Below are 23,580 nucleotides of genomic sequence, written 5' to 3'. Positions count from 1 at the left end.
GACGGGCTCCCTGGCAATCCGCACAATCTGGTGTCGGGCTGGGTGCCGGGCGATCCGGTTTGGCAGGGCACCATCGACGGCAACTTCGTCGCCGTGCAGGTGCGGGCGATCAACAACGGCTTCCGCCTCGCGCATCAGGGTTTTGAGATCCCGGTCTATGTTTTCACCGAGACCGAGGCGACCTCGGCGCGGTTGATGCCGGTGGTCTCGGCCGCCGACACCGGCAAGAAGTTGCTGTGCCCGATGCCTGGTCTCGTGGTGTCGATCGCGGTGACCGAGGGGCAGGAGATCAAGGCCGGCGAGACCCTGGCGGTGGTCGAAGCCATGAAGATGCAGAACGTGCTGCGCGCCGAGCGTGACGGCACGGTCAAGAAGATCCACGCCGCCGCCGGCGCCACGCTCGCGGTCGACGCGCTGATCCTGGAGTTCGCTTAGCACCGTCATTGCGAGCGCCAGCGAAGCAATCCATCTAGCCTCATATGATGAGAGATGGATTGCTTCGTCGCTTTGCTCCTCGCAATGACGTGGATGGAGACACATCATGGCCTTCCGCAAACGCCGCGAAGCCCTGCGATCGATACTCACCGGATCGATCTGCATCCGCCCGGGCTCGGTCTATGACGCGACCTCGATCCGGATTGCGGAGGATCTCGGCTTCGAGCTCGGCATGTTCGGCGGCTCGGTGGCGTCGCTCGCCGTGCTCGGCGATCCCGATATTGCGCTGATCACGCTGACCGAATTCGCCGAGCAGATACGCCGCATGTCGCGTGCGTCGACGCTGCCGGTGCTGGTCGATGCCGACCACGGTTACGGCAACGCGCTCAATGTCCGCCGCACGGTTCAGGAGGTGGAGGCCGCCGGCGCGGCCGGCCTCACCATCGAGGACACGCTGCTGCCGCAGGTGTTCGGCCAGGCCAAGACCCAGCTGATCTCGCTGGAGGAAGGCGTCGGCAAGATGAAGGCGGCGCTTGACGGCCGCAGCGATCCGTCGCTCGTCATCCTGGGCCGGACCGGTGCCGTTTCGATCACTGGTCTCGACGATGCGATCGCACGCGCCAGGGCCTATGAGGCGGTCGGCGTCGATGGCTTGTTCTTCACCGGCATCAAATCGCGTGGCGAGTTGGAGGCGCTCTCGGCCGCGACGACGCTGCCGATCGTGCTCGGCGGCGCGCCGGAGGAGATGACCGCGCTCGACTATCTGGCAAGCCGGCGCGTCAGGATCGCGCTGCAAGGCCACGCGCCATTCGCGGCCGCAACCCAGGCCGTCTACGAGACGCTGAAGGCGCTGCGCGAAGGCACCTCGCCGAAGAACCTCAAGGGTATCGCCTCGTCCGAACTGACCGGCCGCGTCATGCGCGAGGCGGAGACCAAGGCGCGCAGCGGCGAGTTCCTCGGTCTGAAGAAATGAGCGGCGTGATCCGCCACGTCACCATCAGCGGCCGCGTCCAGGGTGTCGGCTATCGCGGCTGGGTCGACGAGCAGGCAAACGCACGCGGCCTCGAAGGCTGGGTCCGCAACCGCCGCGACGGCAGCGTCGAGGCGGTATTCGCCGGTCCCGACGACGTCGTCACTGAAATGATCACGGCATGTGGCCGCGGTCCGTTCTCGGCGCGCGTCGCTGCCGTGCACGCCGCATCTGGCAATTCCGATCTTTTGAACCAGCGCCGGGCAGGGGAGCGGTTCTCGGTCCTGCCCACGATCTGAAGCGCGTCGTTACGCGGCCGCTGAGATCACCAGCGCCTGAATCCGGCCTTCGATCGCGCCGCTGCCGAAGCGGCGCGCAACGGCCGATGCGGCGTGCTCGGTCGCCGCATCAAGGCCGATACCGCCGCGCGCCTCGATCTCGCCGCGCAACGGTGATCCCTGGCAAAAGCCGATCGCAGGATCATGAGGCGCATTGGCCCGGCTTTGCAGCCGAACGTCGTCGATTTCGATCTTGCCGAAGCCCGCGACTGCAAGATCGGCCCGGATCGGGTCGGCCGCGCAGTGGCCATAAGGCGTGCGCGCCAGGAAGCGCGGCGGATCGGCCGGAAAGACCTCCGCCAATGCCCGGGTCACCACGTCAGCAAACTCGTTGTCTTCGATGCGACCCCACATGCTGAACAGGAAACGGCCGCCCGGCTTCAGCACGCGGCGCGCCTCCGAATAACCCTTGGGCTTATCGGGGAAGAACATCGCGCCGAATTGGCAGGCGACGACGTCGAAGCTCGCATTGTCGAACGGCAGGTTCAGTGCATCGGCCTGCCGCCAGGTGATTGCGGTCCCGCTCGGCATCTGTGACTTCGCTCGTTCGAGCATCGGCTCATTCAGGTCGGTCGCCACGATCCTGGTGTCGCTGCCGAGCGCGGACGACAGCGCGCGGGTGACGGCGCCGGTGCCGGCTGCCGTCTCAAGCAGGTCGCGCGGGCCAAGAGCCTTGGCGCGTTGCGCCAGATCGCGTGCGTAGGGTTCGAAAATCATCGGCACGAGGAGCCGGTCGTAAAGCTCTGGAATGGATCCAACGAACTCCTTGTCGGACGCTGGCATGCGCAATCTCCCTTGCGGCCGCGACGCCGGGCAACCCGGCGCACGGCCCATCATCCACGCGGATCAGCTTGGACGAAGAGCTCGGGGGCCACAAAGGAAAACTCCTCACCTCCGATGCACGGCATTCGCCGAGGCGCCGGATAGGTCAGGAGACCTGCCATGTCTCGTGCGCCGTCGTGGACAGCACGGCCAGCCTTGACTTCTGCTCCGAACCGTCTGATATTTCTGTCATGACAGAAATAACCGCCAAGAAAAAACTTCCCGCCGTCGTCGAGCGCTTCATCCTGCATTGGGGCGACATGGGCGACGAATGGGGCGTCAACCGTTCGGTCAGCCAGATCCACGGGTTGCTCTACCTTGCCGAAGCGCCGATGACGGCGGAAGACATCGCCGACACCCTCGGCATGGCGCGCTCCAACGTTTCCAACTCGATCAAGGAGCTGTTGTCCTGGGGATTGATCCGGCGGGTGCCGATCCTTGGCGACCGCCGCGACCACTTCGAGGCCGAGACCGACATCTGGGAGGTCGCGGCCAGGATCGCGGCGGGGCGCAAGGAGCGCGAGATCGATCCCGCGCTTGTAGCGCTGCGCGCCTGCGTCTCCGACGCGGCCGACGATCCCGCGATCAGCCCGCTCGCCAGCAAGCGGCTGAAGGAGATGCTGACATTCACCGAGCTGGTCGACCGTTGGTACACGCAGATGCTGAACGTGCCGCGGCCGCGCCTGGTCGCGTTGATCAAGCTCGGCGAGAAGATCGTGAGTTTCCTGCCCACGGGCAGGGCCAAATAAAGGCGGCGGCGTAACGGGAGCGTGCGATGGCGTCAGCAAGGATATCCGCCTTAAAGACAGCGCCGGCTTCCGATATAAAGCTGCTCGACGACCACCGCTTCCGCGCATTGCTGTCGGACGAGGATTGGGGCCGCCTGCCGGTTGCGATCTGGCGGCGTTTCTCGAAACGGTTCGAGGACGGCAACACCGTCGTCTATGTCGGCGAGGTCGAGGAAGCCGCGTGCAGCCGCATCGGCTGGTGGCTGGCGCAGGCCGCGCGGCTGATCGGCGGACCGTTCCCGACCGGCACCGAAACGCGCGTGCCGATGATCGTCACCGTCACCGAGGACGCGGCAAGCGGCGGCCAGGTCTGGACCCGCATCTGCGCGCGCCGCGACGGCTTCCCGCAGGTGATTCATTCCGCCAAGCGCTTTGCCGGTTCGACCGGGCTCGAGGAATATGTCGGCTTCGGCGTCAGCATGGCGCTGCGGATCGCGGTCGAGCACGAGGCGCTGGTGTTTCGCAGCGTCGGCTATTCGCTGCAACTCGGCCCGTTTCGCCTGCCGCTGCCCGAATGGCTCACGCCGGGCGATCTCACCGTGACCCATTCCGATCTCGGCTGCGGTGACTTCCGCTTCACGCTGGAGATCATCCACCCGCGTTTCGGCAGGCTGATCCGTCAGTCCGCTGTGTTCAGGGAGGCCACGCCATGACGCCGCTGCTTTGGACACTTGTCGCCATCCAGATTGCGATGGGCGCATTCGATACGTTCTATCACCACGAATTCACCGAGCGGCTGGCCTGGCGTCCCTCGCAGCGCCACGAGCTGCAGCTGCACAGCGTGCGCAACATGCTCTATGCGCTGCTGTTCCTCGTGCTCGGCTGGCTGCAAGTGCACGGCATCCTTGCGATCGCGATCATGGCCGTCCTCGTCGTCGAGGTCGTCATCACCTTGATGGATTTCGTCGAGGAGGATCTGAGCCGAAAGCTGCCGCCGAGCGAGCGGATCAATCACACGCTGCTGGCGATCAATTACGGCGCCATCCTCGTGCTGCTGGTGCCGGTCCTGATCGGCTGGGCGATGCTGCCGACCGCCGTCGCGCCGGCCTATGCGGGTCCGTTAAGTCTGTTCGCGACGGCTGCGGCCTTCGGCGTCGCGCTGTTCGGCGCGCGCGACTTTGCCGCGACGAGGCGCCTCGGACGGTTGGCCAGCGTGCCGGCCGCGACGCTGGTCGAGAAATTGCCGGCGCGGCAGACCGTGCTGGTCACCGGCGCTACCGGCTTCATCGGCAGCCGCCTGGTCGCGAGCCTCACCGCATCCGGCCATCAGGTGATTGCGTTGATCCGAAATCCGGCAAAGGCCGACATGCTGCCGCCGCCGGTGACGCTGGTCACGAGCCTCGACCAATTGCCCGCCGACTACGGGATCGACGCCATCGTCAATCTCGCGGGCGAGCCGATCGGCAACGGCCTCTGGACCGAGGCCAAGCGCCGCAAGATCATCGCCTCACGTATCGACATGACGTCTGACGTGATCAAGCTGATCGCGCGCCTCGAACGCAAGCCGTCGGTACTCGTGAGCGGCTCCGCGATCGGCTGGTACGGGCTCTGGCAGGACCAGGTGCTGACGGAGTCGGCGAAATCCCACGCCTGCTTCAGTCACGAATTGTGCGAGGCCTGGGAGAATGCGGCGAAGCCGGCCGCGGATCACGGCGTGCGCGTGGCATATTTGCGCATCGGTCTCGTGGTCGGCATCGATGGCGGCTTCATCACGCGGATGCTGACGCCGTTCGAGTTCGGCCTCGGCGGCCCGCTCGGCTCGGGCAAGCAGTGGATGTCGTGGATCGAACGCGACGACCTCGTGCGCCTGATCGCGCATGTGATTGCGAGACCTGAACTGTCCGGTCCTGTCAACGCGACCGCGCCGATCCCGGTGACCAACATGAAATTCACCGAGGAGCTCGGACGCCGTCTGCACCGGCCGGCGATCTTCCGCGTGCCGGCGGCGCTGCTCCGCGCCGTTGGCGGCGATTTCGCCGACGAGCTCTTGCTCGGCGGCCAGCGCGTGCTGCCGAACAAGGCGCTGAGCAACGGCTTTGTGTTCCGACACGAAACCTTGCGCAGCGCGTTCGATGCGATCCTGTGAGGAGGCCTCGATGTGCAGCACCTGTTCCCGTGCATTCGGAGGTTGGCTTGCGGGCTGTGGCGCGGCGACTGCGGTGATTTCCGCCGTCGGTCAGACCATTGTGATGATGACGTCGCACGGCGATGTCGCGCGGCTGCTCTACGGCATCGTCGTGATGCTGCTTCCGTCGGCCGCGATCTTCGTCATCACTTGTCTGCTCACAGCAATTCCCACGGCGATCGTCGTCTGGTTCACCGAGGAGTTCCATATCCGAGCCGCGGGATTTTTCGCCTGCGCAGGCGCGGCGATCGGTGCGTTGAGCATCACTGTCCTTCTACGATCCCCGGCTGTCTGGACATCCGGACTGGTTTGCCTGTTCGTCGTGGCCGGGTTTGTCGCCGGCCTGACCTACTGGTTCGTCATGTGCGAACTGGCGGCAGGCGAAGACTCGATGTGAACCGCTACGATGTTCAACCTATGCCGCAGACGCCACGCTCCGAAACGTCGCGGCCAGCGTCCTGAGTGCCGCGAGCTTGGCGGGATCGCTGACTTTCGAATGCAGCATCACCTTCGACGTGCCGAGCCGCGGCAGCTTGTGGGCAGGGCCGATATCGACCAGGCCCGGCGGCGCGATGCGGCGGACGAGGGGCGCGACGGCAAGCCCTGCAAGCGCGGCCGCCACCACCGCGGTGACGCCGCCGCCGACGAAGCTTTCGGTCCAGGCGATGCCGGCCTTGTCAAGCGCGCGCACGGCGAGGGCGCGCACGCCGCAGGGCGGCGCCAGGGTCGCGAGCGGCAGCGCATCGCCGCGCGGCCAGACGAAGCGTTTGGCGGCGAACCAGCCGAATTCGTCCTCGGTCAGCTTCTCGCCGCCGCGCCGGCTGCCTTCCTGGCGCACGATCACGGCGTCGAGCTCGCCGCCATCATAAGCGTCGAGCATTTCGCGCGAGAAGCCGATGGTCACGGAGAGGGCAAGCTGGGAGGCCATCGCGTGCAGCCGCTCCAGCAGCGGTACCAGCTCCGGGCCCGCGGCGTGATCGCTGATCCCGAGCGTGAGTTGCTGCCGCGCCGGTTTCTCGCCGGCCAGCGCGCGATCATGCACCTCGATCAGCGCGCGGGCGTGCTGCAGGAAGGCCGCGCCGTCGGCGGTCAGCCGCACCGCGCGCGGCGAGCGCTCGACCAGCCGCTTGCCCAGCACCGTTTCGAGCCGCTGCAACTTCATGCTGATCGCCGCCTGCGTGGTGCCAAGCGCCTCGGCGGCGCGGGTGAAGCCTTGCAGCTCGGCGACGAGGAGGAAGGCCTGCACGGTGTCGATATCGAGCGTGGCGGTCATGATCAAAGATTGTTATCATTGTTATTAATCTAGATAAGATACCAAGATGATGCGCGAAGGTTTAGCTAGAGGAGGCGCAATTGACCCGCGCCAACCGGATTCAAGGAGACCGATCATGCCGCTCATCACCGTCACCTACGCGACCTCGCGCGAGAGGCCGTCGCTGAAGTCCGACATCGCCGCCGCCGTGTCGGACCTGACCGCACGGATTCTGCACAAGGATCCGAAGGTCACCGCTGTTATCGTGAGGTCGGCTGATGCCGGCGACTGGTTCGCAGGCGGCAAGTCGCTCGCCGAGCAGGGGCTTGCGAGCTACTGGCTCGACATCCACGTCACCGAGGGCACCAACACCAAGGACGAGAAGGCGGCCTATCTCGCGGCGCTGTTCAAGCGGATGGGCGAATTGCTCGGGCCGCTGCATACCGAGAGCTACGCCCATGTCGATGAGGTGAAGGGCGACGCCTACGGCTTCGGCGGCCTTACCCAGGAGCGCCGCTACATCGCCGGGAAGCTCGAGGTCGCGCCGCAGAAGGCGGCGTGAAGCCTATGACGTCGCTTCCGGCAGGCGCGCTGCGGTGTCGCCGAACACCTCGGCAAATGCCTGCCGGAGCGCGATGTCGACATCGGCCATCGTGACCGGCAGTCCGAGATCGAGCAGCGAGGTGACGCCATAGCGCGGATCGACCACGCCGCAGGGCACGATGGCCTGGAAGTGCGCAAGATCAGGCTCGACATTGATCGCGATGCCGTGGAAGGAGACCCAGCGGCGCAGCCGCACGCCGATCGCGGCGATCTTGTCCTCATGGCCCGGTCCCTTGTCCGGGCGCCGCACCCAGACCCCGACGCGGTCCTCGCGGCGCTCGCCGCGGACGTTGAAGGCGGCCAGCGTGCGGATGATCCATTCCTCCAGCGAAGCGACATAGGCGCGCACATCGGGCCGGCGCCGCTTGAGGTCGAGCATCACATAGGCGACGCGCTGGCCCGGGCCGTGATAGGTGACCTGGCCGCCGCGGCCGCTCTGGAAGGTCGGAAAGCGCGGCGCGAGCAAATCGTCGGCCTTGCCGCTGGTGCCGGAGGTATAGAGCGGCGGGTGCTCCAGCAGCCATACCAGTTCGGGGGCCGCGCCCGTCGCGATGTTCACTACCCGCTCGTCCATTGCGGCGAGCGAATCGAGGTAGGGCACCGCGCGGTCGGAAATCCGCCATTCGACCGCTTCGCCGCCCGAAGGGCGCGCAAAGGTCGTCAAATCGAGGCTCTGGCGGTCGTTAACCATTAGCTAACCCTAACGTGGTCAGGTGAACCCACAATCTAGTTCCCGTTCGGCGGTTCAGAAGTGCCCACCCTCGATAAAGTCAGCGTTGATCTCATGGTGGTCCTCGGCACCACCACGATGCCGATTCACCAGGTCATGCGGCTATCCCGCGGTGCCATCATCGAACTGGATGCCACCGAGGCCGACGAGGTCAAGATCCTCGCCAACAACCTGCCGGTGGCCAGCGGGGTGGTCCTAGTCGACCGCAACCGGATTGCGGTCGAGGTCAAGCAAATGCTGCCGAAATCTCCCGGGGTTCGCAGTTAATTCCCGCATTAATCGCCTTGTCCCTGCATCCGTGATTTGTTACATGGCCCCGTCGATCCGGCGGTGCCTTCGGGGTTCCATCCGGTATCCCAAGCGCTCGTGGCGGAATTGGTAGACGCGCTGCCTTGAGGTGGCAGTGGGTAACACCGTGGGGGTTCGAGTCCCTCCGAGCGCACCACACCTCAGCTGATCCTTGAAATCGCTGGACTTTTCGGAGCATGGCCGCTCGCCGGCTATGCCGGCCCGTGCCTCCGGGGGCAGGTCCGACGAGTGCAGGCGGGTGACGTGGAGGTGCAGGTCGATGCGGTCATGTAACACCGGTCAGGTAGATTCGCGGATGCATGGCCTTACCGGTTTGGTGTTGCCGACCGAAGCCGACCGCTTTCCCCCAATCGCGCGGCTGCAAGCTTGCCTTACCGGAGCGCCTGATGATCTTTGCGAGCTACGTCTACCGTGTGGTCTCCAACTTCGTGTTCCTGGGGCTGGTCTATTTCACGCTGAACCTTCTGGAGAAGTACGAGCAGCGCGCGACGGTCGCAATTCTGGTCCTGGTCTATGCGGCGATGCACGCCTTTTCCGGCCTGCGCTCGTTCTATTTCTTCCAGCGCATCGAGCGCCTGGAGGGCGAGACGCGACGGCTCGCCGCGGCGGCCGGCGAGGGGCCAAATGCTGTCGCCTCGCGCAGGCAGATCGTCGCCGATGTCACCGTGCTCAGGCATGCCGGCGAGATCAAATCCTATATCGATATCTTGTTCCTGGCGCTGGTGATCCTGCTCTGCGTCGCCAAGATCGTGGCCAGCTAGATCACGTCAATCAGGCACGCGCTTGCCGGCCGCCGCCGCCTCGGCGCGCGGCGTGCGCTTCTTCACATTATTGGCGACGTGGACTGACGCGTTGTCGGCAGCCGGCGGCACGACATGCAAGGGCGCGCCGTGGCCTCGGCCGTGCGCCGGGCCGGGCGCCTGATGCGCAGCCTGCTTCGGATGCCTGGCCTGGCGCGCGGAGAACGCCTGCGCGCGCGATACGCCAACGCCAATTGTCGCACGCTGCACGAGGCGGCGATTGGCCGCCGATCGGGCTGCGAGCAGGGTCAGGTCGAGCGCTTCGGGAACGCGGAACACGTCGGGCGCCGGGACCGGCAATGTCGGGACGGATGCGAACCGCGCAAGCTGGGGCTGCGGCCACAGCGTGCGGACGGGCATCGCGACCCGGGTGCGCTGTGCGTGGTCGAGGATGTCGGCATCGCGCCAATCCATGTCGGCAAGCACCGGGGCAGGCAGCGTCCGCGTCGCGGTGAAGACGAAGTTCGGAATCCTGGGCCAGCGCGTGGTCGCCACCGTCTCGGTCGGCGGATGCAGGTACCATTGCTGCGGCTGGGTCGGCGTCGCCGGGCGATCGGGCGTTGCGGGCACGACATGAACGATCCGGTAGCCGCGCTCCTTCAGCGTGTTGAGGATGCGCGGCAGCGCCGCAACGGTGCGCGGCTGGATGTCGTGCAGCAGCAAGATGCCCTTGCGCTTGGCTTCGATCCGCTGGATCGCGAGGTCATAGACCCGCTGCGGCGAGATGTGGCGCCAGTCGTCCGCGGGGAAGTCGGCGCTCCAGACCTGGATGCCCTGGGACGCCAGATAGGCCTCCGGGATCTCGGCGCGCATCAGGCCGGGAATCCGGAAGAACGGCGCGAGCTTGCTCTTGTCGCCATTGAGGGCTGCGAGCGTCGAGGCAATGCCGTCGTCGACCTCCTGCCGCACCTTCTCGAGCGACATCTTGTTCATCGTCAGCGGATGGTTCTGGCTGTGCGTGCCGACGGTATGTCCGGCCGCGATCAGCTTGCGCACGCCCTCCGGATTGAACCGGGCCTGGGAGCCGATGGTGAAGAAGGTCGCCTTGACGCATTGGCTGGCGAGAATGGCCAGCACCTGGTTGCTATATTTAGGTAGCGGCCCGTCGTCGAAGGTCAGTACCACTTCGTGATCGGCGAGCGGCAAGGTCTCCGGGTACTGCATGGTGCCGATCCGGGGATGCTCCTTGGGATCGACGACGAGGGTCCGCGAGGTGCCGAGTGCGTTGGGGTTAGGGCAGTCTGCGGCGAGGGCCGCGTACGGCGTCATCAAGCCGCAGCCCAGCAGCGCTGCGCGGACCACGGTCCGCGACCGCTTCCGGATCATCACCAGGACGTTTGCAATCATCGAATCTCGGCCGCATTCCAAACGCACTGACGAATCCTTAGGTGCGGCGCCATGAATGCCGCCTTAACGGTCTGTAATCCACCTAGCGTCCCGGGTTCAATGTGTCCGGTCGGACACGGTTTTCAGCGCCGCCGGGACGATGTGGACGACGTGGTATTTATGCTCCTGCAGGTACCTCAAGAAGGCGGGCAGCATCTCGGCTGTCCGCATTTGCGGGTCATGCAGCAGTATAATTCCCTTGCGGTGGCCTTCGAGCCGCCCGGTGAGCAGCTTGAGTTCCTCCTCGGGGGTCATCTTGTTCCAATCGCTGGCCCAGAAATCGGCTCCGAACACCGCGATACCGCGCTTTTCCAGATGGTCCAGCAGGGCGGGTGTCGATTCGAAATAGGGGAACCGGAAGAATGGCGTGCTCGGGACCGTGCTTGCGGTGCCGCGCAGGGCCTTCTGGACCGCTTCGATCCCCCGGTTGATGTTCGCCTCGGCCTGATCCAGCGGGAGCTTGTTGAGATGCGGATGGTCCCAGCTGTGATAGCCGATGCTGTGGCCGAGGCGCGCGATCTTGCGGACCATATCGGGATGATCGGCCGCGTTGCGGCCGACCATGAAGAAGGTTGCCTGCACGCATTCGGCCGCCAGCGCCGTCAGCACCTTGTCGGTGACCCCCGGCGTCGGTCCGTCGTCGAAGGTCAGCACGACCTCGCCATCCCTGAGCGGCAGGGTCTGCGGAAAGCTCTTCAGCCCGACGCGCGGATAGGTCGCGGGGTCGACCTCGAGTACACGTGAGGTGCCGAGCGCGTCCTTGCGCTGGCATTCGGCGGCGTGCGCCGAGCCGAACAGTGCAACAGGCGCGAGCGCGACCAGCGCCGCGAAAGCCTTCCGGAGCGGTCGCGGTGCGCTCGACATCTTTCTCATTGCACTGGGCCCCACCGATTAGGTAATCCGTTCCGCACTCATCCAACCAGTTTTTCCCCTCCTGTCAAACCGGCGAAACACGGCATGGCCGAGAATTTCGACGTTGCCGAACCCGCCGAGGCCGATCCGCTGGCCCGGATGCCGATGCGGGACGAGGAGGGCGAGCTCCGCGGCGAATTCGTCGCGGCGATCACCCGGGCCATCCACGCCGCCGACCGGCCGTTGCTGTGCGAGGTGGTGGCGGAACTGCACGAGGCCGATCTCGGCGACCTGATCGTGGCGCTGGAGCCGGTCGACCGCGTCACCCTGGTCGAGATCACCGGCACCGATTTCGACTTCTCGGCGCTCAACGAGGTCGACGAGACGGTCCGCGAGGAGATCCTCGAGGAACTCGAGCCGGAGACGGTTGCCGAGGGCGTCCGCGAGCTCGAATCCGACGACGCCGTCGAGCTCCTGGAGAGCCTCGACGAGGAGGACCAGGAAGAGATCCTGGAAAAGCTGCCGGCGGCCGAGCGCGAGGACATCGAGCGGAGCCTGCTGTACCCGGAGAATTCCGCCGGCCGGCGGATGCAGACCGAGTTCATCGCGGTGCCGCCGGATTGGAATGTCGGGCAGGCGATCGACTATATGCGCGACACGCCGGATCTGCCGGATCGCTTCTACGAAATATATGTGGTCGATGCCGACAAGCACCTGCTGGGCGCGGTGCCGCTCGACGTGCTGCTGCGCACGCGCCGCCCGGTTCCGATCAAGGACCTGATCGACGAGGACCGCCGCCGGGTCTCCGCGCTGGAGGACCAGGAAGAGGTCGCGCGGATGTTCGGCAAGTACAACCTGGTCGCAGCTCCCGTGGTCGACACCATCGACCGGCTGGTCGGCGTGATCACCATCGACGACGTCGTCGACGTGATCGAGGAGGAGGCAGACGAAGACTTGAAGGCGCTCGGCGGCGTCACCAGCGACGAAGAGCTGTCCGACACGGTGTGGACCATCGCCCGCGGTCGCTTCAACTGGCTCCTAGTCAATCTCGCCACCGCGTTCCTGGCCTCGTCGGTGCTCGGTCTGTTCGAGGGCCAGCTCGAGAAGATGGTGGCGCTTGCGGTGCTGGCGCCGATCGTGGCGAGCCAGGGCGGCAATGCCGCGACCCAGACCATGACGGTCGCGGTGCGCGCGCTCGCCACCCGTGAGCTCGGCCCGTACAACGCGATGCGGGTGGTGCTGCGCGAGACCATGGTCGGGCTCGTCAACGGCATCGCCTTTGCCGTCATCACCGGCGTCGCCGCGGTGGCCTGGTTCAAGATCCCCGGCCTCGGCATCGTGATCGGGCTTGCGATCATCTGCAATCTGGTGGCCGGCGCGCTCGGCGGCATCCTGATCCCAATGGTGCTGGAACGGGTGCGGGCTGACCCCGCGGTCGCCTCCGGCACCTTCGTCACCACCGTCACCGACGTGGTCGGCTTCTTCTCCTTCCTCGGCATCGCCACGCTGTGGTTCGGCCTCAAGTAACGCGCTCGCGGGCAGGGCGGCGCATGGTCCGGGCGCGAGCCGCGCCGGGCCGCTTATCGTTAATCCGAACTTAACGCGCTTCATCGATGATGCCGCTATCTCCAAGGGGCCATCACGGGGGCCATCATGCAGCGGTTGCGGCTCAAGGCGGACGGACGGATCGTCGAATTGCGCGACGGGCAGGAAATCCCGCTCGTGCCCGCACATCCCGACCAGGCGGCGATGCAGCCTGCGGCAGCGCAGCCGGCCGTACGCGATCTGCGCCGCCGGGCCCAGCTCACCCAGCTCGAATTCGCCGCCAAGCTCGGCGTGCCGGTGGAAACCATCCGCAACTGGGAGCAGGGCAAGCGCGCGCCGCGTGGACCCGCCCGCGCGCTGCTCGCCGTGATCGCCCATTCGCCGGAGACGGTGTTCGCCGCGCTGTCGAGCGAGCCGACGGCGGCTTGAGCGGGTAGGGCGCGCTCTATCATCGCTGCAATCTCGGTGTCGTCCCTGCCTAGTGCGCAATTGCGCACGGGAGCAGGGACCCATACTCCGCGGCCCGTGTTGTGAACGGGACTCGTTCGTTCGACCGTCCCGCAACAATGCCGATCTGTGGTTATGGGTCCCTGCTTTCGCAGGGACGACAGCGAGCGTGTTGCGCGAGCTGTGAATCAAGCTTCCGCGTCCTCGCGACATGATCTGCCCGAGCTTGCTTTTTGTTCCGCCCTCTCTTGAACAGAGGGCGCAGGGAAAGCCGGGTGCCGATCGCACCCATGGGCCCCGAGCAAAAGGTAGAAAGCTCGGGGGTAGGACCACAGGTGTAACCGGAAACAACCCGGCTTTCCCTGCGCGATGGGTTACGGCTTATACGTGCTCTCCCCGGCGAGACTGGGCTTTTTTGTCGCCGCCCTCGCAAACGCTTGCGCACTTTGCGAGAGGACACCTGCCGCTAGGGCGTCAGGCCTGCACGATTTCGCCGTCCGCATCATGCGCACCCGTCAGTTGCGCTTGCCGCGTCCACCGCATCTCACCGCAACACCCGTGACGATGCGCAGCGCCCCTCGATCGGGTGAGACGCGTTATTCATACACTGATTTGCGCTTCGGATAAAGCGAAATATTTTTGCTTCGGAGGCTTGACCTGTCGGGCAACTCAGTGATCGGCAATTTCCGGGCAGTCTTGCCGCGAGCGCCAATCCGCGTGACACGTCTGGCCATATCAGGCGTTCAAGCATCCATCACCCGCAGCACGGCTGTTTGGCTTTCGGTGCGCAGCAGAACTGCTGGTCCTGGAGCCATCGGTCGCGCGGCTTGCAGCTCGACGGACGCGCCGAGAGATAGACGCGGATCGCCGCGTCGCCGGCATCCATGCGTTCGGCGCGATAGATCTGCATCGGCCGAACACCGTCGCTCACCTCGAACGTCAGCCGGGCTTGCGGGTCGAAGCCGACGGCCTCGTCGACCTTGCGGATGATCGCAAGAAATTTTCCGGCCGGCATGTGACCGCGGTTTTCCTCCTCGATGTCCCAGAGCTGAATGAAGGTCTCGCTCCAGCTCTCCGGGTTCGCGCCGCAATCGAGCGCCCTGAACGAACCGGTCTTGACTTCGGTCACGTGGTAGCTGGGGCGGACGTCCCGGCCGTCGTAGCTGAAGATCAGCGGTTTCTCCTTGTGCGCCTCAAGGCCGGAAAGGAGGGCCGCGGATGACAGCTCTTCCACCGGAAGCAGGGCGCCGACGATCGAACGGGTATTGGCAAGCGTGTCCATGGCTGTTATCCTCATTTCAACGATTGTTGAATTGTAGGATTATCGAAAGATGGAGGAGCGTCAAGCCCGAACCGCCTTCGCCGCGTTGTCGCAGGAAACGCGGCTGCGGATCGTGCGGCTGCTGGTCCAGGCGGGTCCCGAGGGGATGGCCGCGGGGGCGATTGCGGAGGCGGTCGAGGTGTCGCCATCCAACGTGTCGTTCCATCTGAAGGACCTCGAGCACGCCGGCATGATCGTGCCGCGCCGCGAGGCGCGCTCGATCATCTACTCGGCGGATTTCACCGGTTTGCGTGACCTCATCGCCTTCCTGATGAAGGATTGCTGCGCGGGCCACCCGGAGATCTGCGCGCCGGCGCTCGCCGCCGCCCAGTGCAAGCCTTCCACCAGCAAGAAGAAGGCGCGTGCGTGATGCGCGATTTCGATCTGCCACGGCGCCTTGTGGCGGAATGTCTCGGCACGTTGCTTCTGGTCGCGACCGTCGTCGGCTCCGGCATCATGGCAGAAACCCTCTCGGCAATACGCTGCCGACCGGTGCCATCCTGGTGGTGCTGATCACGATCCTTGGACCGATATCCGGCGCGCATTTCAATCCGGCGGTGACGCTAGTGTTCACGCTCAAGGGCGAGCTCCGCCCGCCGCACGCCGCGCAGTACGTCGCGGCGCAGGTGCTCGGGGGAGTCCTGGGTGCGATGATCGCGCATGCCATGTTCGGCCTGCCGCTCCTGAAGTTCTCCGCCAAGGCGAGGACCGGGTTCCCGCAGTGGTTTGCGGAATTCGTTGCCGCGTTCGGACTGGTTGCAACGATCATCGGTGGCGTGCGGTTTCGCGAGGCCGCTATCCCATGGCTGGTCGGGCTCTACATCACCGCCGCCTACTGGTTCCCCGCCTCCACGTCTTTCGCCAACCCGGCCGTTGCCATCGCGCGATCATTCACCGATACGTTTTCCGGTATCCGCGCGCAGGACCTGCCGGGATTCATCGTCGCCGAGATTCTGGGGGCGATGGCCGCGCTGGCGCTGATGACGTGGCTCCTGCGGCAGAGCGAAACGAAGATGGAAGCAATCCGATGACGATCACGATTTACCACAATCCCGCTTGCGGGACGTCGCGCAACGCGCTGGCCATGATCCGCCAAAGCGGGGAGGAGCTGGAGATCGTCGAGTATCTCAAGACGCCGCCCGCGCGCGACACGCTGGTCTCCCTGATCAAGGCCATGGGCATGACGCCTCGCGCGCTGCTCCGCGAGAAAGGCACGCCTTATGCAGCGCTCGACCTTGCCAATCCGAAATGGAGCGACGACGAGTTGATCGATTTCATGATCGCGCATCCGATCCTGATCAATCGGCCGATCGTGGTCTCGCCGAACGGCGTGAAACTGTGCCGGCCGTCCGAGGCTGTGCTTGAACTTCTCGCCACTGACATTGGCCAATTCGTCAAGGAGGACGGAGAAGTGGTCCCGCCCAGGACGCCGGGTGCGCGCGCCGGATGAGCCGCCGTGCAGACAACGTCCTGATCGTTGCGCTCGGGACCACGCAAACCCTTGCCTGGGCGTCGAGCTATTATCTGCCCGCCATCCTCGCGGATCCGATCGCGCGGGACCTCGGTATCTCGACGAACTGGCTGTTCGCCGCGTTCTCGATGGCGCTCGTGATCTCCGGGCTGCTCGGCCCGCGCGTCGGCCGCCAGATCGACCGGATGGGCGGACGCGAAGTGCTCTGCGCGTCCAACCTCATCCTGGCGTCGGGGCTGATCCTGCTCGGGCTGTCGCAGGGCGGCGTGCTGATGGCGGTGAGCTGGCTATTGCTCGGCGTCGGCATGGGCCTTGGCCTGTATGATGCCGCCTTCGCGGCGCTCGGGCGCATTTACGGCAACGCCGCCCGTCGCTCCATCACCGGCATTACATTGATCGCGGGCTTTGCCAGCACGATCGGCTGGCCGCTGAGCGCGTGGGGGCTCGCAACCATCGGCTGGCGCTGGACCTGTTTCGGCTGGGCTGCGGCGCACATCCTGATCTGTTTGCCGCTCAACGGCCTCCTGATCCCCAAGCTGAAACGGGAGCATCGGATCGCGGCCGACACGCCGAAGCCGCACATTGCCATCGACCGCGCCATGGTGTTGCTCGCCTTTGCCTTCGCCGCCGCCTGGAGCGTGACGTCGGCGATGGCGGTTCATCTGCCGCGAATTCTGGAGTCGCTCGGTGCGACGCAGGCGCAGGCGATCGCGGCGGGCGCACTGATCGGCCCGGCGCAGGTGGCGGCACGCATTGTCGAAGCGAGCCTGCTGAAGCGCTTCCATCCGCTCTGGTCAGCGCGCCTGGCCTGCATCACACATCCCTTGGGCGCCTGCGTCATCGGCCTGTTCGGCGGTGGCTTCGCGGGGGTGTTCGCGCTGTTGCACGGTGCCGGAAACGGCATCCTGACCATCGCGCGCGGCACGCTGCCGCTGGCGATATTCGGTCCGAAGGATTACGGCTACCGCCTGGGACTGCTCGGCGCGCCGTCGCGACTGTCTCAAGCCCTCGCGCCCCTCATATTCGGATTCCTGATCTCGCCGCTCGGTGGCTACACGCTTGCGGTCACATCGGCTCTGAGCTTGGCCGCGCTGCTGGCGCTGTTCGCACTCAAGGCCGGGCCGAAGACCCCCTCGCGGTAGCATCACGCCCCTTCATCCGCCGGACCGTGTCGATGAACGCCTTGATGATTGGGGAATGGCCGCGTCCGCTGTGATGCGCGATGCTGTACTGGGTCTTGATGGTGCGGTCGCTGATCTCCAGCGCGCGCAGATTGGGATGCGGCACGAATTCGAAGTCGGCGACGACGCTAATGCCCAGGCCGCGCTCGACCGCCTTCCACACACCCTCGCGGCTCTCGATCTCGAACACCGGTTCGATCCTGATGCCCTCGGCCTGCATCGTCGCCTCGAACGCGCGCCGCGTGGTCGAGCCGCGCTCGCGCAGCACGATGGGCTGGTCGGCCAGCTCGCGCAGCCTGACCGACTTGCGCTTGAACCAGGGATGGTCGCGGTTGACGAACACGATCACGCGGTGCGTGCGGTAGGGGATCATGGTGACGCGCGGATCCTCCGGCACCTCCGCCAGGATCGCGACGTCGGCCTCGAAGTCGACGATGTGGCGGAAGGTGCGTTCGGAATTGCCGAGCAGGGTCGAGATCTGCACCTCCGGATGATCGCGCTTGAACGCCGCGATGATCTCGGTGGCATGAAACGGCCCGACGGTCGCGACCCGCAGATGGCCCTTGGTCGCCTTGCCGTGCGCGGCCAGGAGGTCGTGAGCCTCGTCGCAGAACGTCATGATGCCGCGGGTGATCTCGAACAGCGCGGCGCCGGCCTCGGTGAGCTCGGTATGCCGCGGCTTCCGAATCAAAAGCTCGACGCCGTAGCTCTCCTCCAGCTCCTTGACCTGGATGGTCAATGTCGGCTGGCCGACGTTGAGCACGCGCGAGGCCGCGGTGAAGCCGCCATGGGTGGCGACCGCGTGGAAGGCGCGAAGCTGGCTGAACACTATTGACATAATCAATAGAACGCATCCGTAGAATGAATTTGTCAATAGCAGCCGGCGCCGTACCTTCGCGCCAAACGGAGGACGCGCGGATGGACTGGACTTATTCCAACCCGGTGAGGATCGAATTCGGAGCCGACAGCTTCGACAAGCTGCCGGGGCTGATCGGCAAGCGCGCCTACGCGCTCGTGACCTATGGCGAGCCGATCTTCGACGAGCTCGAGCGGCGGCTGCGCGCCGCGGCGGGACCGTCTGTCCTGACCATTCGCGACGTCGCGCCCAATCCGGACTACCGCCTGCTTACCGAGCAGACCGCGCGCTTTGCCGGGCCCGCGAGGCAGCCCGAGGTGATCGTCGCGCTCGGCGGCGGCTCGGTGATCGACTCCGCCAAGGTGTTCGCGGCCGCCGGCGGCGACTTCGCGACCGTCAAAACCTATCTGGAGACGCAGCAGGGTGCCGAGCGCCTCGCGGCGATCCCGATCATCGCGGTGCCGACCACCGCGGGCACCGGCAGCGAGGTGACCTGCTGGGGCACGGTGTGGGACGAGGCCAACGGCAAGAAATACTCGCTGGCGCGTCCGTCGCTCTATCCGACCCATGCCGTGATCGATCCGCGCCTGATGCTCGGCAAGCCGCAGCTTCTGACCGTCAGCACCGGGCTCGACGCGCTGTCGCATGCGCTGGAGAGCATCTGGAACGTCAACAACAATCCGGTGTCGGCCAACCACGCGGTGGCCGCGGCACGCAGCATCCTCGAGGTGCTGCCGAAGCTCGCCAACGACCTCGGCAATCTCGAGCTGCGCAGCCGCATGGCGCTGGCGGCGCTGTTCGCGGGCCTGGCATTCTCCAACACCAAGACCGCGATCGCGCATTCGCTGTCCTATCCGATTACGCTGCGGCACGGCGTCCAGCACGGCATCGCCTGCTCGTTCTCGCTGCCGATGGTGCTGCGCAGCGTCAAAGGGGCGGGCGGGCTCTGCGAGGACAGCTTGAGGCAGATCTTCGGCGCCGACCTGGCCCGCGCGGCCGACGATCTCGAGGACTTCATGGCGCGGCTCGGCATCTCCTGCAATCCGGCCGCCTACAGGATCGAGCGCGCCGAATGGCACGCGCTGATCGCGGACTCGCTGGAGGGCGAGCGCGGCCGCAACTTCTTAGGGTCAAAGGAACGGCTGATCGAGGCAGCGCAGACGCAGCGGATGCCGAGCGCGGCGAACGCGTGACGACGGCGCAGTGACGAGGAGAGGCATCATGCAAGACAATCGTAAAACCATCACCGTGAACGGGCGCGACTACGAGGCGCCGACGCGGCCAACCGTCGTGATTTGCCTCGACGGTTCGGAGCCCGGCTATATCGAGCGGGCGATCGAGGCCGGCGTCGCGCCGACCTTCGCGCGCTTCATGAAGGAGGGCGCGCACGTCCATGCCGCCAGCGTGATCCCGAGCTTCACCAATCCGAACAACCTCTCGATCATCACCGGACGTCCGCCCGCGGTGCACGGCATCGCCGGCAACTACTTCTACGACACGGCGAACAACGCCGAAGTCATGATGAACGATCCGAAGTTCCTGCGCGCACCGACCATCCTCGCCGGTGTCCACGACGCCGGCTACAAGGTAGCCGCCGTCACCGCCAAGGACAAGCTGCGCACCTTGCTTGCGTACGGTCTGGACTATTCCAGCGGCCGCGCCATCGCCTTCTCGTCCGAGAAGGCCGACCAGGCCACCAGGGCGGCGAACGGCATCGATGATGTGCTCGATTTCGTCGGCCTGCCGCTGCCCGAGGTCTACTCGGCCGATCTGTCGCGCTTCGTGTTCGCGGCCGGCGTCAAGCTGGTCGAGCGTTACCGTCCCGATCTGATGTACCTGTCGACCACCGACTACATCCAGCACAAGGTCGGGCTCGGCACCAAGATCGCCAACGACTTCTACGCGATGATCGACGGCTATCTTGCGAAGCTGGATGCGCTCGGCTGCAACATCGTGGCGACCGCCGACCACGGCATGAACGACAAGTTCCTGCCCGACGGCAAGCCCGACGTGATCTACCTCCAGGACGTCATGGACGACTGGACCGGTACGGGCGCCGCACGCGTGATCCTGCCGATCACCGATCCCTATGTCGCGCATCACGGCTCGCTCGGCTCGTTCGCGACGATCTACACGCCGGAGGGCGCCAACGTCGACACGCTGCTGTCGCGGCTGCGTGCGACCGGCGGCATCGAGGTCGCGCTGACGCGCAAGGAGGCCTGCGCCAGGTTCGAGCTGCCGCCGGACCGGATCGGCGACATCGTCGTGATCTCGACCAGGCACAAGGTGCTCGGCACCAGCGAGTCCCGTCACGATCTCTCGGGCCTGACCGAGCCGCTGCGCTCGCATGGCGGGCTCACCGAGGAGCGGGTGCCGCTGATCGCCAACCGCAGGATCGCGCTGCCCGCCGGTCACGCCCTGCGCAATTTCGACGCCTTCGACGTCGCGCTCAACCGCATCCAGTGACGCATTCGGACCCCAAGGACAGTGCCATGAACATCCAGAGCCCGGCCGTTCGCCACGAGCAGATGCGGATCGCAGGCAGCCTCGTCGACACCGACGAGCATGTCGAGGTCTTCAATCCCTATACCAACAAGGTGGTTGGCACCGTGCCGGCGGCGCGGCCGGAGCATGTGCGCAGCGCCTTCGCCAGGGCGGCCGCGTTCAAGCCGAAGCTGACGCGCTACGAGCGCCAGCGCATCCTGCTGCGCACCGCCGAGATCCTGGCCGGGCGCAAGGAGGAATTCGCGCGGCTCATCACCGCCGAGTCCGGCCTGTGCTGGAAGGATTCGCTCTACGAGGCCGGGCGCGCCTATGACGTCTATTCGTTTGCCGGCCAGCTCGCGATCAAGGACGACGGCGAGACGTTCTCCTGCGACATCAGCCCGCAGGGCAAGGCGCGCAAGATCTTCACGACGCGCACCCCGCTGCTCGGCGCGATCTCGGCGATCACGCCGTTCAACCATCCGCTCAACATGGTGAGCCACAAGATCGCCCCCGCAATCGCGACCAACAACCGCGTGGTGCTGAAACCCACCGAGCTTACGCCGTTGACCGCGCTCGCGCTCGCCGACGTGCTGTACGAGGCCGGGCTGCCGCCGGAAATGCTGTCGGTGGTGACCGGCAATCCGCATTCGATGGGCGATGCGATGATCACCGATCCGGACGCCGATCTCGTGACCTTCACCGGCTCGGTCAGGGTCGGCAAGCACATCGCCAATAAAGCGGGCTACAAGCGCCTGGTGCTCGAGCTCGGCGGCAACGATCCGCTGATCGTGATGGAGGACGCCGACCTCGACAAGGCGGCCGAGCTCGCGGTGACCGGCGCCACCAAGAATTCCGGCCAGCGCTGCACGGCCGTGAAACGTATCCTCTGCGTCGAGGCGGTCGCCGACGATTTCGCCGCGTTGGTGCTGACGAAGGCGCGCAAGCTGAAATGCGGCGACCCGATGGACCCGACGGTCGACGTCGGCACCGTGATCCATGAGGGCGCGGCGAAGGAATTCGAGCGCCGCGTCAATGCCGCCGTCGCCGACGGCGCCGAGCTGCTGCACGGCAACGCTCGCGACGGCGCGCTCTATCCGCCAACCGTGGTCGACCGGATTCCCTACACCAGCGAGCTGGTGATGCAGGAGACGTTCGGGCCTGTGATCCCGATCATCCGCGTGCCCAACGACATCGACAGCGTGATCCGGATCTCGAACGCGACCGCGTTCGGCCTGTCATCCGGCGTCTGCACCAACCGGCTCGACTACATCACGCGGTTCGTCAATGAGCTCGACGTCGGCACCGTCAACATCTGGGAAGTGCCGGGCTACCGGATCGAGATGTCGCCGTTCGGCGGGATCAAGGATTCCGGCCTTGGCTACAAGGAAGGCGTGCAGGAGGCGATCAAGAGCTTCACCAACGTCAAGACCTATTCGCTGCCCTGGCCGGTCTAGAGCAGCGCGTTCGACGAGGGCCGCACGCGGACAACAAGAACAACGCGGCGGCCGACTGCGATCAACCAAACAAAGGGGAGGCCTCAATGTCGATCACGTTCAGTCCGTCGGGCGTCGGCTCGGTCGGAGTCCAGAATCCGGAGCTTGCGACATCGTTCCGCCGCGCGCAGTGGCGGATGCTGTTCGCGGCGATGTTCTGCTATCTGTTCTTCTACACCGGGCGGCAAACCTTCGGCTTCGCCATTCCCGGCATCCAGGCCGAGTTCGGCGTCACCAAGGAGGCGCTGGGCTGGGCCAGCGCGGCGCTGCTCTGGTGCTACGCGGTCGGGCAGGCGATCAACGGCAATCTCGGCGACAAGTTCGGCGGCCGGCGCGTGATGAGCGCCGGCGCGATCCTCTCCTTCATCATGAACTGGGCCACCAGCCTCTCGACCGGGATCGTCAGCCTCACCGCGTTCTGGGGCATCAACGGCTATTTCCAGTCGATGGGCTGGGCGCCGGGCAGCCGGCTGCTGTCGAACTGGTGGGGCCGCCACGAGCGCGGCACGGTCTACGGGCTCTATACATTCGCGGCGGGGCTTGCCTCGGTGCTGTCGTTCGTCACCTCGCTGGTCGTGGTCGGCTACTTCCAGCTCGACTGGCGCTGGATCTTCCGCATCCCGGTGGTGCTGCTGCTGCTCGGCGGCATCGCGTTCTATCTGATCGCGCGCGAGAAGCCCGAGGACATGGGCTTTGCCTCGCCGCATGACGAGGCCGACGATGTCGCCTCTGCGGAAACTGCGGTCAGCGCCGATGAGGGCTCGCTGGCGCGCTACAAGGCGGTGCTGTCGAACTGGCGTCTTTTGGTCGCCGGCGTCGCGATCGGCTTCCAGAACGCGGCGCGTTACGGCCTCTTGGTGTGGGTGCCCGTGCACTTCCTCGGCAGCAACTGGGCCAAGGCCGGCGCCGCCTCGGTGATCGATCCGCGCTGGATCAGCATCGCGCTGCCGGTCGGCATGGCGGTCGGCGCGTTCAGCAATGGCTGGGTCTCCGACAAGGTGTTCGGCTCGCGCCGTTACCTCGCCATCGTGCTCTACATGGCGCTCGCCGCGGTCACCTCGCTGTGCATGTACGCGATCCCGACTTCGGACATCGTTCTCGGGATGACGGTGCTGTTCCTGTGCGGCTTCTTCACCTACGGCCCGCAATCCTCGTTCTGGGCGCTGTGCCCGGATCTGGTCGGCCACAAGCGGGCAGGGACCGCGACCGGGGTGATGAATTTCTTCGCCTATCTGTTCGCAGGTCTCGGCGAGCCGATGATCGGCCACTTCATGGACAAGCATAACCAGACGTCGCTGGTGTTCCTGGTGGTCGCTGTCTGCGCGACCTCCAGCGCGGTGGTGGCGGCCTTCATCCGTCGCTAGCTCAC

The 23,580-nt window shown here is 65.8% G+C and carries 26 protein-coding genes, 1 tRNA gene and 1 pseudogene; 21 read left to right on the top strand and 7 right to left on the bottom strand.

From position 1 onward, the window contains the following. The 3 genes from Q2M23_RS07205 to Q2M23_RS07195 all read left to right on the top strand — a co-directional run. On the top strand, positions 1 to 435 hold a 435-nt coding region (locus Q2M23_RS07205), incomplete at its 5' end, for a biotin/lipoyl-containing protein (protein ID WP_316395097.1). A gap of 106 nt (positions 436 to 541) precedes the next feature. Next, positions 542 to 1,408, top strand: coding sequence for an oxaloacetate decarboxylase (locus Q2M23_RS07200; RefSeq protein ID WP_253623764.1), 867 nt, complete (start codon positions 542 to 544; stop codon positions 1,406 to 1,408). After that, the gene (locus Q2M23_RS07195) at positions 1,405 to 1,704 is read left to right on the top strand and encodes an acylphosphatase (RefSeq protein ID WP_057020862.1); all 300 of its coding nucleotides are present in this window, start codon (positions 1,405 to 1,407) and stop codon (positions 1,702 to 1,704) included. The genes Q2M23_RS07200 and Q2M23_RS07195 overlap by 4 nt, the downstream gene beginning before the upstream one ends. Before the next feature lie 9 nt (positions 1,705 to 1,713). On the opposite strand, the gene Q2M23_RS07190 is transcribed toward Q2M23_RS07195, so the two are convergent. Beyond that, the gene (locus tag Q2M23_RS07190; RefSeq protein WP_076831230.1) at positions 1,714 to 2,526 is read right to left on the bottom strand and encodes a class I SAM-dependent methyltransferase; all 813 of its coding nucleotides are present in this window, start codon (positions 2,524 to 2,526) and stop codon (positions 1,714 to 1,716) included. Positions 2,527 to 2,756: 230 nt separating this feature from the next. On the opposite strand from Q2M23_RS07190, the gene Q2M23_RS07185 reads away from it, so the two are divergent. The 4 genes from Q2M23_RS07185 (at position 2,757) to Q2M23_RS07170 (ending at position 5,875) form a co-directional block, all read left to right on the top strand. After that, positions 2,757 to 3,314: a GbsR/MarR family transcriptional regulator gene (locus Q2M23_RS07185; RefSeq protein ID WP_057020860.1), complete on the top strand. Its 558-nt coding sequence runs from the start codon at positions 2,757 to 2,759 to the stop codon at positions 3,312 to 3,314. A gap of 26 nt (positions 3,315 to 3,340) precedes the next feature. Continuing rightward, a complete protein-coding gene (locus Q2M23_RS07180; protein ID WP_076831227.1) occupies positions 3,341 to 4,006 on the top strand; it encodes a DUF4166 domain-containing protein in 666 nt (221 codons plus the stop codon). Beyond that, a complete protein-coding gene (locus tag Q2M23_RS07175) occupies positions 4,003 to 5,439 on the top strand; it encodes a TIGR01777 family oxidoreductase (protein ID WP_076831225.1) in 1,437 nt (478 codons plus the stop codon). The genes Q2M23_RS07180 and Q2M23_RS07175 overlap by 4 nt, the downstream gene beginning before the upstream one ends. A 73-nt stretch (positions 5,440 to 5,512) precedes the next feature. Then, a complete protein-coding gene (locus Q2M23_RS07170) occupies positions 5,513 to 5,875 on the top strand; it encodes a hypothetical protein (protein WP_143271108.1) in 363 nt (120 codons plus the stop codon). An 18-nt stretch (positions 5,876 to 5,893) separates the two neighbouring features. Here Q2M23_RS07170 and Q2M23_RS07165 read toward each other — a convergent pair whose 3' ends face one another. Beyond that, positions 5,894 to 6,751 (bottom strand): LysR family transcriptional regulator, encoded by an 858-nt coding sequence (locus Q2M23_RS07165; RefSeq protein WP_057020856.1) that lies wholly within the window; start codon positions 6,749 to 6,751, stop codon positions 5,894 to 5,896. A gap of 115 nt (positions 6,752 to 6,866) precedes the next feature. Between Q2M23_RS07165 and Q2M23_RS07160 the strand changes: the two genes are divergently transcribed. After that, positions 6,867 to 7,292 (top strand): tautomerase family protein, encoded by a 426-nt coding sequence (locus Q2M23_RS07160; protein ID WP_057020855.1) that lies wholly within the window; start codon positions 6,867 to 6,869, stop codon positions 7,290 to 7,292. Positions 7,293 to 7,295: 3 nt separating this feature from the next. On the opposite strand, the gene lipB is transcribed toward Q2M23_RS07160, so the two are convergent. Continuing rightward, positions 7,296 to 8,024: a lipoyl(octanoyl) transferase LipB gene (gene lipB / locus Q2M23_RS07155; protein WP_057020854.1), complete on the bottom strand. Its 729-nt coding sequence runs from the start codon at positions 8,022 to 8,024 to the stop codon at positions 7,296 to 7,298. A 60-nt stretch (positions 8,025 to 8,084) separates the two neighbouring features. Between lipB and Q2M23_RS07150 the strand changes: the two genes are divergently transcribed. The 3 genes from Q2M23_RS07150 (at position 8,085) to Q2M23_RS07140 (ending at position 9,133) form a co-directional block, all read left to right on the top strand. Continuing rightward, positions 8,085 to 8,330, top strand: coding sequence for a FliM/FliN family flagellar motor switch protein (locus Q2M23_RS07150; RefSeq protein WP_021080574.1), 246 nt, complete (start codon positions 8,085 to 8,087; stop codon positions 8,328 to 8,330). Positions 8,331 to 8,423: 93 nt separating this feature from the next. Continuing rightward, positions 8,424 to 8,508, top strand: a tRNA-Leu gene (locus Q2M23_RS07145). A 250-nt stretch (positions 8,509 to 8,758) separates the two neighbouring features. Further along, entirely contained in the window at positions 8,759 to 9,133 is a 375-nt protein-coding gene (locus tag Q2M23_RS07140) for a hypothetical protein (RefSeq protein WP_316395086.1), read from the top strand. Positions 9,134 to 9,139: 6 nt separating this feature from the next. Here Q2M23_RS07140 and Q2M23_RS07135 read toward each other — a convergent pair whose 3' ends face one another. Together Q2M23_RS07135 and Q2M23_RS07130 are read right to left on the bottom strand one after the other, a co-directional pair. Further along, complete coding sequence (locus tag Q2M23_RS07135; protein ID WP_141342694.1) at positions 9,140 to 10,519, bottom strand: polysaccharide deacetylase family protein; 1,380 nt, start codon at positions 10,517 to 10,519, stop codon at positions 9,140 to 9,142. A gap of 96 nt (positions 10,520 to 10,615) precedes the next feature. After that, the gene (locus Q2M23_RS07130) at positions 10,616 to 11,431 is read right to left on the bottom strand and encodes a polysaccharide deacetylase family protein (RefSeq protein ID WP_057020842.1); all 816 of its coding nucleotides are present in this window, start codon (positions 11,429 to 11,431) and stop codon (positions 10,616 to 10,618) included. An 84-nt stretch (positions 11,432 to 11,515) separates the two neighbouring features. Between Q2M23_RS07130 and mgtE the strand changes: the two genes are divergently transcribed. Next, entirely contained in the window at positions 11,516 to 12,937 is a 1,422-nt protein-coding gene (mgtE, locus tag Q2M23_RS07125) for a magnesium transporter (RefSeq protein ID WP_076831207.1), read from the top strand. Between the two features lie 126 nt (positions 12,938 to 13,063). After that, entirely contained in the window at positions 13,064 to 13,384 is a 321-nt protein-coding gene (locus Q2M23_RS07120; protein WP_028343385.1) for a helix-turn-helix domain-containing protein, read from the top strand. Positions 13,385 to 14,156: 772 nt separating this feature from the next. On the opposite strand, the gene Q2M23_RS07115 is transcribed toward Q2M23_RS07120, so the two are convergent. Beyond that, a complete protein-coding gene (locus Q2M23_RS07115; protein WP_076831204.1) occupies positions 14,157 to 14,684 on the bottom strand; it encodes a DUF6428 family protein in 528 nt (175 codons plus the stop codon). A gap of 49 nt (positions 14,685 to 14,733) precedes the next feature. Here Q2M23_RS07115 and Q2M23_RS07110 point away from each other — a divergent pair, with 49 nt between their 5' ends. The 4 genes and pseudogenes from Q2M23_RS07110 to Q2M23_RS07095 all read left to right on the top strand — a co-directional run bounded on the left by Q2M23_RS07110 (position 14,734) and on the right by Q2M23_RS07095 (position 17,336). Further along, entirely contained in the window at positions 14,734 to 15,093 is a 360-nt protein-coding gene (locus Q2M23_RS07110) for an ArsR/SmtB family transcription factor (RefSeq protein ID WP_057020839.1), read from the top strand. Then, positions 15,093 to 15,754, top strand: a pseudogene (locus tag Q2M23_RS07105) (aquaporin). Before Q2M23_RS07110 ends, Q2M23_RS07105 begins: the two are co-directional and overlap by 1 nt. Beyond that, complete coding sequence (arsC, locus tag Q2M23_RS07100) at positions 15,751 to 16,173, top strand: arsenate reductase (glutaredoxin) (protein WP_316395082.1); 423 nt, start codon at positions 15,751 to 15,753, stop codon at positions 16,171 to 16,173. Before Q2M23_RS07105 ends, arsC begins: the two are co-directional and overlap by 4 nt. Continuing rightward, positions 16,170 to 17,336, top strand: coding sequence for an MFS transporter (locus Q2M23_RS07095; protein ID WP_316395081.1), 1,167 nt, complete (start codon positions 16,170 to 16,172; stop codon positions 17,334 to 17,336). The genes arsC and Q2M23_RS07095 overlap by 4 nt, the downstream gene beginning before the upstream one ends. Here Q2M23_RS07095 and Q2M23_RS07090 read toward each other — a convergent pair. Beyond that, entirely contained in the window at positions 17,305 to 18,213 is a 909-nt protein-coding gene (locus tag Q2M23_RS07090) for a LysR substrate-binding domain-containing protein (RefSeq protein WP_057020835.1), read from the bottom strand. The two genes, Q2M23_RS07095 and Q2M23_RS07090, sit on opposite strands and share 32 nt — an antisense overlap. Before the next feature lie 80 nt (positions 18,214 to 18,293). On the opposite strand from Q2M23_RS07090, the gene psrA reads away from it, so the two are divergent. The 4 genes from psrA to Q2M23_RS07070 all read left to right on the top strand — a co-directional run bounded on the left by psrA (position 18,294) and on the right by Q2M23_RS07070 (position 23,575). Beyond that, positions 18,294 to 19,424, top strand: a complete 1,131-nt coding sequence (gene psrA, locus Q2M23_RS07085; RefSeq protein ID WP_316395079.1) for an iron-containing alcohol dehydrogenase PsrA — start codon at positions 18,294 to 18,296, stop codon at positions 19,422 to 19,424. Between the two features lie 25 nt (positions 19,425 to 19,449). After that, the gene (gene phnA, locus Q2M23_RS07080; protein WP_371852169.1) at positions 19,450 to 20,697 is read left to right on the top strand and encodes a phosphonoacetate hydrolase; all 1,248 of its coding nucleotides are present in this window, start codon (positions 19,450 to 19,452) and stop codon (positions 20,695 to 20,697) included. A gap of 26 nt (positions 20,698 to 20,723) precedes the next feature. Next, entirely contained in the window at positions 20,724 to 22,172 is a 1,449-nt protein-coding gene (gene phnY / locus Q2M23_RS07075; protein ID WP_316395077.1) for a phosphonoacetaldehyde dehydrogenase, read from the top strand. Between the two features lie 86 nt (positions 22,173 to 22,258). Beyond that, positions 22,259 to 23,575 (top strand): MFS transporter, encoded by a 1,317-nt coding sequence (locus Q2M23_RS07070; protein ID WP_141342698.1) that lies wholly within the window; start codon positions 22,259 to 22,261, stop codon positions 23,573 to 23,575. The last annotated feature ends 5 nt before the right edge of the window (positions 23,576 to 23,580 follow it).

This window comes from Bradyrhizobium sp. 33ap4 (genome assembly GCF_032654765.1).
In the GTDB taxonomy this organism is placed as follows: domain Bacteria; phylum Pseudomonadota; class Alphaproteobacteria; order Rhizobiales; family Xanthobacteraceae; genus Bradyrhizobium; species Bradyrhizobium australafricanum.
The sequence above is the reverse complement of the archived record's forward strand: the minus strand, read 5'-3'. Positions and strand labels throughout refer to the sequence as shown.